10 protein-coding genes are annotated in these 10,360 nt (G+C 61.6%); 4 read left to right on the forward strand and 6 right to left on the reverse strand.

Annotated elements, in window-relative coordinates:
• Positions 1-27: 27 nt before the first annotated feature.
• From HP499_RS01450 to HP499_RS01460, 3 genes are read left to right on the forward strand one after another with little or no spacing between them, the layout of a single operon-like run.
• A complete protein-coding gene (locus HP499_RS01450) occupies positions 28-720 on the forward strand; it encodes an MSMEG_4193 family putative phosphomutase (protein WP_172322195.1) in 693 nt (230 codons plus the stop codon).
• 24 nt (positions 721-744) lie between these two features.
• Entirely contained in the window at positions 745-1,296 is a 552-nt protein-coding gene (locus tag HP499_RS01455) for a DUF3090 domain-containing protein (protein WP_172322196.1), read from the forward strand.
• Entirely contained in the window at positions 1,296-2,063 is a 768-nt protein-coding gene (locus tag HP499_RS01460; protein ID WP_172322197.1) for an SCO1664 family protein, read from the forward strand. The genes HP499_RS01455 and HP499_RS01460 overlap by 1 nt, the downstream gene beginning before the upstream one ends.
• A gap of 218 nt (positions 2,064-2,281) precedes the next feature.
• Here the strand turns inward: HP499_RS01460 and HP499_RS01465 are convergent, their stop codons facing one another.
• Positions 2,282-3,685, reverse strand: a complete 1,404-nt coding sequence (locus HP499_RS01465) for a GntP family permease (protein WP_172322198.1) — start codon at positions 3,683-3,685, stop codon at positions 2,282-2,284.
• A 46-nt stretch (positions 3,686-3,731) separates the two neighbouring features.
• Entirely contained in the window at positions 3,732-4,268 is a 537-nt protein-coding gene (locus tag HP499_RS01470; protein ID WP_172322199.1) for a gluconokinase, read from the reverse strand.
• A 186-nt stretch (positions 4,269-4,454) separates the two neighbouring features.
• Here HP499_RS01470 and HP499_RS01475 point away from each other — a divergent pair, with 186 nt between their 5' ends.
• Complete coding sequence (locus tag HP499_RS01475) at positions 4,455-5,186, forward strand: FadR/GntR family transcriptional regulator (protein ID WP_172322200.1); 732 nt, start codon at positions 4,455-4,457, stop codon at positions 5,184-5,186.
• A 54-nt stretch (positions 5,187-5,240) separates the two neighbouring features.
• Here the strand turns inward: HP499_RS01475 and HP499_RS01480 are convergent, their stop codons facing one another.
• The 4 genes from HP499_RS01480 to HP499_RS01495 are packed head-to-tail and all read right to left on the reverse strand — an operon-like array spanning position 5,241 to position 10,176.
• A complete protein-coding gene (locus tag HP499_RS01480) occupies positions 5,241-6,221 on the reverse strand; it encodes a D-2-hydroxyacid dehydrogenase (RefSeq protein ID WP_172322201.1) in 981 nt (326 codons plus the stop codon).
• Positions 6,218-7,336, reverse strand: coding sequence for a tartrate dehydrogenase (locus HP499_RS01485; protein WP_172322202.1), 1,119 nt, complete (start codon positions 7,334-7,336; stop codon positions 6,218-6,220). The genes HP499_RS01480 and HP499_RS01485 overlap by 4 nt, the downstream gene beginning before the upstream one ends.
• Positions 7,333-8,883 (reverse strand): aldehyde dehydrogenase family protein, encoded by a 1,551-nt coding sequence (locus HP499_RS01490; RefSeq protein ID WP_172322203.1) that lies wholly within the window; start codon positions 8,881-8,883, stop codon positions 7,333-7,335. The genes HP499_RS01485 and HP499_RS01490 overlap by 4 nt, the downstream gene beginning before the upstream one ends.
• 15 nt (positions 8,884-8,898) lie before the next feature.
• Complete coding sequence (locus HP499_RS01495) at positions 8,899-10,176, reverse strand: FAD-dependent oxidoreductase (RefSeq protein ID WP_172322204.1); 1,278 nt, start codon at positions 10,174-10,176, stop codon at positions 8,899-8,901.
• Between the last annotated feature and the right edge of the window lie 184 nt (positions 10,177-10,360).

A 10,360-nucleotide genomic window follows, 5' to 3' on the forward strand; every position in this document is an offset into this window, starting at 1 on the left:
CATCTTCCAGGTGACTAGGCTGGGTGCATGGCGACAGTAATCCTCGTGCGGCACGGCCGCACCACAGCCAATGCCACTGGACTGCTGGCGGGACGGGCCCCGGGCGTGAGCCTGGACAAGCTCGGGCTTGAACAGGCGGGCCTTACAGCCCAGCGGCTCGCAGCCGTGCCGGTCGTCGGGGTGGTGTCGAGCCCCTTGGAGCGTTGCCGGCAGACCGCCCAGCTGATCATCGATCGCCAGCCCGGTTCGCCTTACGCGCCGCTCGAGGACGATCTCGTGGAATGTGACTACGGCCAGTGGCAGGGCCGGGCACTCAGTGATCTTGCAACCGAAGACTTATGGCCGGTAGTACAAACGCAACCATCCGCCGTCGTTTTTCCCGGCGGCGAATCCATGGCCGCAATGCAGGCCAGGTCCGTGGCAGCGATTCGACGCCACGATGCAGCCTTCGAAGCCGAGCACGGGCCGGGAGCCGTGTGGGTGGCGGTGAGTCATGGAGACATCATCAAGTCGATCCTCGCCGACGCGCTCGGCATGCACCTTGACCTTTTCCAGCGCATCAGCGTGGCCCCCGCCTCCGTGTCGATTGTGCGCTACGGCGTTGATCGGCCCAGCGTCCACGCGACCAACACCGATGCCGGCGATCTATCCTGGCTCGCCAACGGTATCCATTCCGGCGACGCACCGGTGGGCGGCGGCGCTGGGCAGAACGCGCCGTGACCCTTATGTGCCTAAAATACTGACATGCCTACACGTGTTCACGAGTTTGCCTGGCCTGATCGGGTTGTTGTTGGCACCATTGGCCTTCCAGGGGCGCGGACGTTCTACCTGCAGGTGCGCGCAGGTAAACAGCTCGTGAGTATCGCCTTGGAGAAGCAGCAGTCGGCCCAGCTGGCAGAGAAAATCGACGAAATACTCGACCAGCTCATCACTGTTAAGGGCAACCCCTTTAGTGTTCCGACGAGTACCCCCATTGAGCTGGTCGACAACGAGCCCCTTGAGGCCGTCGAAGAGCAGTTCCGTGCGGGGGCCATGAGTTTGGGCTGGGATCCAACCACGGCGCAGGTCGTCATAGAGGCCTACCCCATTTCAGACATCGATCCCGACGACGACGATCCTCTGGTCGAGGAGGCATCCGGCGAGTCCGAAATGCTGCTGGTGCGCATGCCGGTGGGCACCGCCCGCGCATTCGCCAAGCGCACACGGGAAATCGTCGAAGCCGGGCGGCCTACGTGTCCACTGTGCGGTTACCCCATGGATGCCGACGGACACAGCTGCACCCTTCCCGAGCTCTGATGCCGGCGCCGGACCTGGTAAATGCCGAGCTGACGCTCACCGGCCGCATCACGACGGCTTCAAATGCTACATTTCTGGGCAGCATCGGCGACGCCACTGTGGTTTACAAGCCCATGGCAGGCGAAAGCCCGCTGTGGGACTTTCCCGATGGCAACCTCGCTCACCGGGAGGTGGCCGCTTATTTGGTATCGCAGGCGTTGGGCTGGGATATCGTTCCACGCACCTGGCTACGGGATGGCCCTTTGGGCGAAGGGATGGTCCAACTCTGGAAGGACCAAGACCCTGCCAAACGGGCCGTGGAGCTCGTAGCAGCGGACGACGCTCCGGAGACAGGCTGGAGACACGTGCTCGAAGGTCAGGATGAGAAAGGCCGAACCGTCGCCCTGATTCACGAAGACTCTCCGGCGCTCAGGCGTATGGCCGTCTTTGACGTGATAGTCAACAACGCCGACCGCAAGGGCGACCATATTCTTGCCATGACCGACGGACACCGGCACGGCGTGGACCACGGACTGACGTTCCACCATCACCACAAACTGCGCACCGTCTTGTGGGGTTGGCTGGGAGAGGCTTTGGCTCCTGAGGAAATCGAAGGCATCGATCACGTCACCGAGGGGCTGAATGATGGGCTGGGCCGCGACTTGGCAGACCTCATCAGCGCCGAAGAAATCGCATCCCTTGCCACACGCTGCGCGCGGTTGCGCTCAACAAAACGTTTCCCCGCACCGAGCGGTGAAATGCCTGCGGTGCCTTGGCCGCTGTTCTAGGAAACCTTCTCCGAAGGAAGTCCAAAGCGACATTCTGTACCGTGGACGGCGATGGCAATACTTTCTTCCAGTTGGACGGAAAGTTCGCCTACGCCCTCTATAAATACACCTGCTGACCGGCAGGAACGCCAGTTCCATGACGGGTGGGCGTCAGCGAGGGCACATGGTGATTAGTTCACCTCTGCCCCTGCCGACGCCCACCTGGCGTCGTCGCGACGCTAACCCGCCAGTCCAGCGAGGAGGAAGATTGCGGCGGCCAGCACGAAGCCCATCACACCAATGAGGGTCTCCATGACGGTCCAGGTCTTCAGGGTGGTCTTGACGTCCATGTCGAAGAAACGGCCTACAAGCCAGAAGCCGGAGTCGTTGACGTGGGAGACCACCACGGAACCCGCGGCGACGGCGATCACCAGCGCGGCGATTTGCATGCCGTTCAGTCCGGCCACCGCCACGGCCGGCGCAATGAGGCCCGCTGTAGTGGTGAGGGCTACTGTGGCAGAGCCTTGGGCAATGCGCAGGATGGCCGAGATCAGGAAGCCGGCCAGGATCAACGGGATGCCCAGATCACCCAGGACATCGGCGAGTGCCGTTCCGATGCCGGAAGTGCGCAGGACGCCGCCGAACATGCCGCCGGCACCAGTGATCAGGATGACGGAACAAACCGGCCCCAGGGACGATTCAAGGAGCTTCTCCAGATCCCCGGCATCTTTTCCGCGCTTGGCACCCAGGACGAACATAGCTACGACAACCGCGATCAACAGTGCCACGGGGGTTTCACCGAGGGTGCGCAGAACCTGGAACCACTGTTCTTTTTTGACGCCCTCGCTCAAAACGCCGGAGGATGCAAGTGTGTTCAGCCCGGTGTTCATGAAGATCAGGACCAACGGCAGGAGCAGCAGTCCTACGATGGTGCGGAATCGGGGCGGGTTTGCCTCCGCTTCAGCGCTTGCGTGTCCCAGGATTTCCGGAACCGGCAGCACCAGCTTCTTTCCGGTGTACAGGCCAAAGAGGTAAGCGGCGATGTACCACGTGGGGATGGCGACGAGCAGACCGGCGATCGTTACCAAGCCTATGTTTGCCTCGAAAAAGGCCGAAGCGGACACCGGCCCCGGATGCGGCGGCAGGAAGATATGCATCACGGAAAACGCGCCGGCAGCGGGAAGCCCATAGCGGAGCACTCCACCACCGAGACGGCGGGCGACAGCGAAGACGACCGGCAGCATGACCACAAGGCCGGCATCGAAGAAGATGGGGAAGCCAAAGATCAGAGAGGCGAGCCCCAAGGCGAAGGGGGCGCGTTTTTCACCGAAAAGGCCAATAAGGTAGTCTGCCAGCACCTTGGCGCCGCCGCTGGTTTCGACGATGCGACCTAGCATGGCGCCCAAGCCAACAAGGAGTGCCACGGTGCCCAAGGTGGTGCCGAAACCGTTGATCAGCACGGGAACCACTTGGTTGGCAGGGATTCCAGTGGCAAAAGCAGTGGCGAGGCTGATGAGGATCAGCGCGAGCAGCGCGTGCATCCGCAGCTTGATGATCAGGAACAGCAGCGCACCTATGGCCGCCGCGGCGATAAGCAGCAGGGGCCCGGCCCCCAGCGTTTGGGTCCATCCTTCGATGACCATGATTCTCCTTTGAAACAGTATTGATGGGGTTAAGACGAAAAGCTGGTTACGGCGCCTGGTCCGCGGTGAGCTTCAGTGAAGCGATGATCGCTCCAACCAGTTCTTCCGGGGACTTGGAGATGTCCAGCCGGAGACTCCCGGCACCAAGTTCGTCCTCGCTGAGCGGTTCCAGAGTTGCCAACTGGCTGGGAAGGAGCGTCGGCGGCATGAAGTGACCCTCGCGGCCCTGCATGCGTTGGCTCAGGAGATCCGCTTCGCCATGGAGGTGCAGGAAGACAACGTGCCCTTCAGCCTGGGCGAGCAATTCCCGGTAGCTTTTCTTGAGGGCAGAGCAGGTCAGCACGGTACTCTCGCCGGCTTGGGCTTTGGTGCTCATCCACTGCTGGATCTGCCGCAGCCAGGGCCAGCGGTCCTCGTCCTGGAGGGGAATGCCCCGGCTCATCATCTCGATGTTGGACTGCGGGTGGAACTCGTCCGCTTCCGCGCATGCCCATCCGAGCCGCTGGGACAGGGCTGCTGCAATGGTGGACTTGCCGGAACCGGCAACTCCCATCACCACGAGGTGGGTGGGGGGATGATCCATGGTTACCTCCGAAGACGCCGTTGGCTAAGTGAAGAAGGGTGCGGCGCATCTCACGTTGAAACGCCACGTAGATAAGGTAGCACCATTCGGGCGAATAAATAGTATTTATTCGTGGCACAGGTCATACCTTTGCGTTTTTTGACGCTACGATGAGGGCGTGCAGCAGCACAGGGAAAGGCAGGGAGAATGTCGACGGCGACACCACAGTACGCGGCCTATCTTCAGGGCGGAGCGTCTCCTGCTATGCACGAACGAGTGCTGGAGGCTGTTGGCACAGCCATAGCCTCAGGTGAATTGGCGCCGGGAGGCCGGCTCACCTTGGAGGGGATCCAGCAGGAATACGGCATCTCCCGGACCGTGGCCCGCGACACCATGAAGGTCCTTGAGTCCATGAACCTGGTGTACTCGCGGCGCCGGGTGGGCATAGTGGTGCGGGAGCGCCACCTGTGGAATGTCTTCGATCCCAAACTGGTCCGCTGGCGGCTTGCCTCGGACCGCCGCGAGAACCAGTACAGCAGCCTCACCGAGCTGCGCATCGCCGTCGAGCCCATTGCAGCTGCTGCGGCAGCGCGCCGGGCCAGTGCCGCTGAGCGTGCCCGCCTGGTTTCCCTGGCTGCGGATTTGCGACGACTGGGTGAAGCCGGCGAGTTGGAGGCCTTCCTTGCCACTGACATTGAGTTCCATTGCCTGCTGCTCCGAAGCTGTGGCAATGAGATGTTCCAAGCCTTGGAAGGCATGGTGACAGAGGTGCTCACCAGCCGGACACGCCAGGGCCTCATGCCCTTCAAACCCAGGTCCGAAGCCCTTGACGCCCATCAGGACGTGGCCGCCGCGGTGGCTGGAGGGGATGCAACGGCAGCTGAGGCTGCCATGCATCACATCCTGGATGAAGTACGCAACGCCATGGACCTTCACTAGGCGCTAAAGAGGACCGGTCCTTGGGAAGGGCCGGCCATCCCCGGGGTTGAGAAGTCAGGGAACGGGGACGAACCCGAGTTGCTTGTCCACGACGTTCTGCAGTGGTTCACCGCGGCTGAACCGCCCGAGGTTTTCCACGAACAGCTTCCCTAGATCGTCAAGGTAATCCTCGGTGTCGCCGCTCATGTGCGGGGTGAGGATGACGTTCTCCATGCTCCAGAGAGGGTGTTCCACAGGCAATGGTTCCGGGTGGACTACATCGAGGGCTGCCCCGGCAATGGTTCCCGAGCAGAGCGCGTCCACCAGCGCGTCGGTTTGCACCAGTTCGCCACGGCCCACATTGATCAGGTGGGCCGTTGGCTTCATCGCGGAGAGGACGTCAGCGTCCACCAGTCCTTTGGTGTGCTCGGTCAGCGGCGCAGCCAACACCACGTAATCGAAGTCCTGGACCACCTGGGCCAGGTCCTTTGAAGAATGGATCTCTTCAAAGTACGCACCTCCGGGACGGCTGCTGCGTCCGGCCCCGCTGACGCGCAAGCCGACGCCATGGAAAAGATACGCAGTTTCCCGTCCGATGGACCCTGTCCCCACCACAAGGGCACGCTGCCCCTGGATCTTCCGGGTAACCCTATGCTGCCAGCGCCTGCCTTGCTGGAGCCTGAACGAACCATGGGCATCCTTCGCGCTGTCCAGGACAAAACCCAACGCGAACTCCGCAATCGCACGGCTCAACACACCCCGCGAGTTCGTATAGAGAACGTTGCTGTTGATCAGGTCCTCGAACAACAACTCACTGACGCCCGCCGCTGACACATGAACCCATTTCAGGGTCGAGGCTGCCGCCCAGTTCTCGCGCAGGGCAGGTGAGAACGAATGCCATTGATACAGCACATCCGCACCGGCCAGCGCCTCCGGGAGTCTGTCAGCCTTGGTCAGACGGACTTCGGCGAGTTCCCGGACCTCGTCCAATCGGGGTGGCAAGGCCTCCCGATACAGCACGGCGACGACGGGGCGCCCGCCCTTGTAAAAGGTCACAATGACGACGACGATGCAGCCGTCGGCTTGGCAGCCGCCTTCTCCGTCTGGCCGACAGCATCCAGGGCATCGATGGCAACCAACACGGCGGCAGTGAACTCCGACGTCGACGACGGTCCTCCGACGTCGCGGGTACCCATGCCCGCGCGCAACACTGACTCGAAGGCCAACTGCAGGTGCTCCGCAGCTTCGGGGTGGCCCAGGTGCTGAAGCATCATTGCCCCTGACCAGATCTGGCCTACCGGGTTTGCCAGCCCTTTACCCGCAATGTCCGGCGCCGAACCGTGGACCGGTTCGAAGAGGGACGGGAAATCGCCGTCGGGATTCAGGTTTGCACTGGGGGCGACACCAATGGACCCGGTGACCGAACTGCCGAGGTCGGACAAGATGTCCCCCAGCAGGTTTGAGGCAACAATGACGTCGAAGGTCCAGGGCTTCAGGACCAGGTGGGCGGCCAGCGCGTCCACCAGCTCGCTGGTGAGGGTTACGTCGGGATAGAGCCGGGTGGTTTCTTCCACCACCTCATCCCAGAAGGGCATTGTGTGGATGATGCCGTTACTCTTGGTGGCCGAAGTCAGGTGGCCTTTGCGGGAAGAAGCCAACGATGCGGCGTAATGCGCGGCACGTGATACGCCCAGGCGGGTGAAGATGGTTTCCTGGACGGCGGTCTCATGCGGCAGCCCGCGGTAGGCGCGTCCGCCCACCTCCGAGTACTCCCCCTCGTTGTTTTCGCGCACAATCAGGATGTCGATCGGTTCCTTGGACGCGAGAGGCGACTTGACGCCGTCGAGCGTTTTCACCGGCCGGAGGTTGATGTATTGCTGGAACTCACGGCGAATGGGAATCAACAGCCCCCACAGCGACTCAGTGTCCGGAACCTCGGGTGAGCCCACAGCACCCAGGAAAATGGCGTCGTGCTGCGCCAGCTGGTCGAGTCCGTTCAGCGGCATCATCCGCCCGTGGTCGCCGTAGTAGTCCGAGCCCCAGCTGAAATGAGTGAATTCCAGACCGATGCCGTGGATGCCGGCGATCCGTTCCAGGCATTCAATGGCTGCGGGAACAACTTCTTTTCCGATACCGTCGCCTGCGATGACTGCGATTTTGTGGTCCGTCATGATGCATTCCGTTCTGAGGTGGCGGAGAGTTCCTGCCAGCGCGTGGCGGGCCCCGCCAATTTGATGATGGTGCTCTTGGGTTCGGTCATCTCCCGTACCGCGTGTTTGACGCCTTCACGTCCCACCCCGGATTTCTTGAAGCCTCCAAAAGGCATCGAGTCAATCCGGACGTCGCTGGTCTCATTGATCACTACCGCGCCTACATGCAGCTTGTCGGCTATGGCTAAGGCCAGCTCGATCGACTCCGTGAATACGCCGGCTTGAAGCCCGTACTCGGAGTCGTTCGCTGCGTGGATGGCATCGTTGAGCTGGATGAACGGGATGATGCTGACCACCGGGCCGAAAACTTCCTCGCTGATGACCAGGGCCTTTGCGGACATGTCCGTGAGCACGGTGGGCTGGTAGAACGCGCCGAGACGTTGGCCGCCGACGTGCACGATGCCGCCAAGTGCCTTGGCCTCCTCCACCCATTCCTCCACGCGGCGCGCTTCGGCTTCAGAAATCAGCGGCCCGACGTCCGTGGTGCGATCGAACTTTGCTCCGACACGAAGCCCCCGGGTGCCCGCGACCACCTTTTCAAGGACTTGATCGAAGAGGGAGATGTGAACGTAGACGCGCTGCACGGACAGGCAATTTTGGCCTGCCACCCCGAAAGCACCGGCCACGACTGCCTCTGCGGTTGTCTGGACATTAGCGTCCGCACAAACGATTGTTGCGTTGTTGCCGCCGAGCTCGGAAAGGATCTTCTTTGCTCCGGCGGCGGCAGCGATCCGGTCGGCAGTCTTCGGTCCGCCGGTAAAGGAAATGAGGTCAACCTGCGGGTCGGTGACGATCGCCTCCGAGACGCCGGGTCCCGAAACAAATACGGCGAGGCGACCCGTGGGGACACCCGCTTCCAACAGCAGCTGGATAAAGGCGAGGGCGGTAAGCGGGGTGCGTCCAGAGGGTTTAAGCACGACGCCGTTGCCTCCAATCAGGGCCGGGCCCAGCTTATGTGCCACGAGGTTGAGCGGATCGTTGAAGGGGGTGATAGCCGCGATAATTCCAACTGGTTTGCGGTTATACCAGCCGATTTTGTTAGCTCCCGCGATGCTGTCTTCAAAGGCGAGAGTCTCTCCGACGAGTTCGCTGGACGCGGCGGCGGAGAGCCGTAGCGTCTCCGTGCACCGGCGCACTTCGCGCTCCGCCTCGGAGATGGTCTTGCTGCTTTCGGCGGCAATGATCTCGGCGAAACGCAGACCTTGGTCGGCCAGCAACACTGCAGCGCGTTCCAACGCCTCCCGGCGGTCCCGTAAAGCCCAATCATCTTTTTCGAGGTGGCGATGGATATAGGCGATACCCCGGCGCACGTCTTGTGGGGTGGAGGTACACACGGTTCCCAACAGGACGCCGTCCTCAGGATCCCGGACCTCAACGGTCATCTCGGTTGTCTCCCAACGGCCTTCCAGGAATGCGCCGCCCGGGAGTGCGGCGATCCTTGCCCGCCGGTAGGCCGTCTCCTGCCCTGTTTCAGGGCGCGCTTCAGGGACTGTGGTTGATGAACTCATGGGATCCTTGCCTGCCTATTTGATGCGGTCGATGATCTTCGCGGCTCCGCCAATGAACGGCAGGAACCATGGCGGGCCAAAATGGCCAGGCACGGGCGGGTTTTTCAGGTCTTCCCAGACGTTCGCATGCTTGTCTCCGGCCATGTAATGTGCCATGCGCTTGCCCATATGCGCGGCCATTTGAACACCGTGCCCGCTGTAACAGAGCGAGAAGAACAGTCCGTCATGCTGACCGGCATGGACCATCTGATCCATGGACAGGTCCACCAAACCACCCCAGATGTAGTCCACCTCCACCTTGGACAGATAGGGGAAGAGCTCAGTCATGGCCTTGTGCAGGATTTCTGCACTTTTGACGTCGGAATCCGGGCTGGAGAGCGCAAAGCGTGCGCGGCCGCCGAACAGAAGCCTGTTGTCCGGGGTAATGCGGAAGTAATAGGTGAGCATCTTGCTGTCGGATGCTTGCCGCCTGTTCGGCAGAATACGGTTCACGACTTCTTCGGGAAGCGGCTCAGTGCAAATGATGAAGCTCCCTACGGGAATCACACGCCGCTGGAGCCAGGGGGTGATGTTGCCCGTGTAGCCGCTGGTAGCCACCAGAACCTGCTTCGCCCGGGTGATGCCCCTCGTGGTGTGCACGTCATGGACCGTACCTGAAACCTTGTTCAGTTCGGTGACCGCTGCGTTCTCACAAATGTCCGCCCCGTTGTCGGCTGCGGCCTTCGCCAGCCCGTGGACGAACTTGCCAACATGCAGGCCCGCGCCCAAGGGGTCCATCATGGCCCCTTGGTAGAAGTCCGTTCCGATTTCGCTGTGGATTTCGGACTTGGGAATCACTTTTACTTGGTGATCCACAAGGTTGGCAAGCAGCTCTTGGGACTTCAGGAATCCGTCGTAGTGCGATTTGTGGAAGGCGAGTGAAAGTTTGCCGAAACGCTTGAAGTCGCAGTCAATGGCGTTGTCGTGCACCAGCTTCTCGATGGTCTCAATGGCGTCGTTGTATTCACGGAACATCTCCACCGCCCGGGGCGCCCCGTACCGTTTGACCGCCGTGCTGAAACCAATGGCCAAACCAGTAGTAGCCATGCCCCCGTTGCGGCCTGATGCACCCCAACCAACGGTGTGGCGTTCGAAAACAGCTACGCTGGCGCCTTGCTTGGCGAATTCAAGGGCTGCGGACAGCCCGGTAAATCCCGCTCCGATGATCGCAACATCAACGTTCTCCGGGACTGGGGTGCGGCGGTAATCGCCGGATGGCTCTGCGGTATCGAGCCAGTAAGGAACAAGTTTCACGGGGTTGGCCTTTCGCCTCGTCGTCTCAGAGTCCGAGGTGCTTGTTGATCTCGTCCAGGGATTTTGCCGTGCTGAGGTCGTAGCCATGACCGATGGGGTCGTAGCCGCGGTCCAGCATCCAGAGGTTCCGGAAGCCCAAGTCGTGCATGGGGTGCATGTCATAGCGCGTGTGGGAAGAAATATG

The sequence above is a fragment of the Paenarthrobacter sp. CM16 genome, from assembly GCF_013179505.1.
GTDB lineage: Bacteria > Actinomycetota > Actinomycetes > Actinomycetales > Micrococcaceae > Arthrobacter.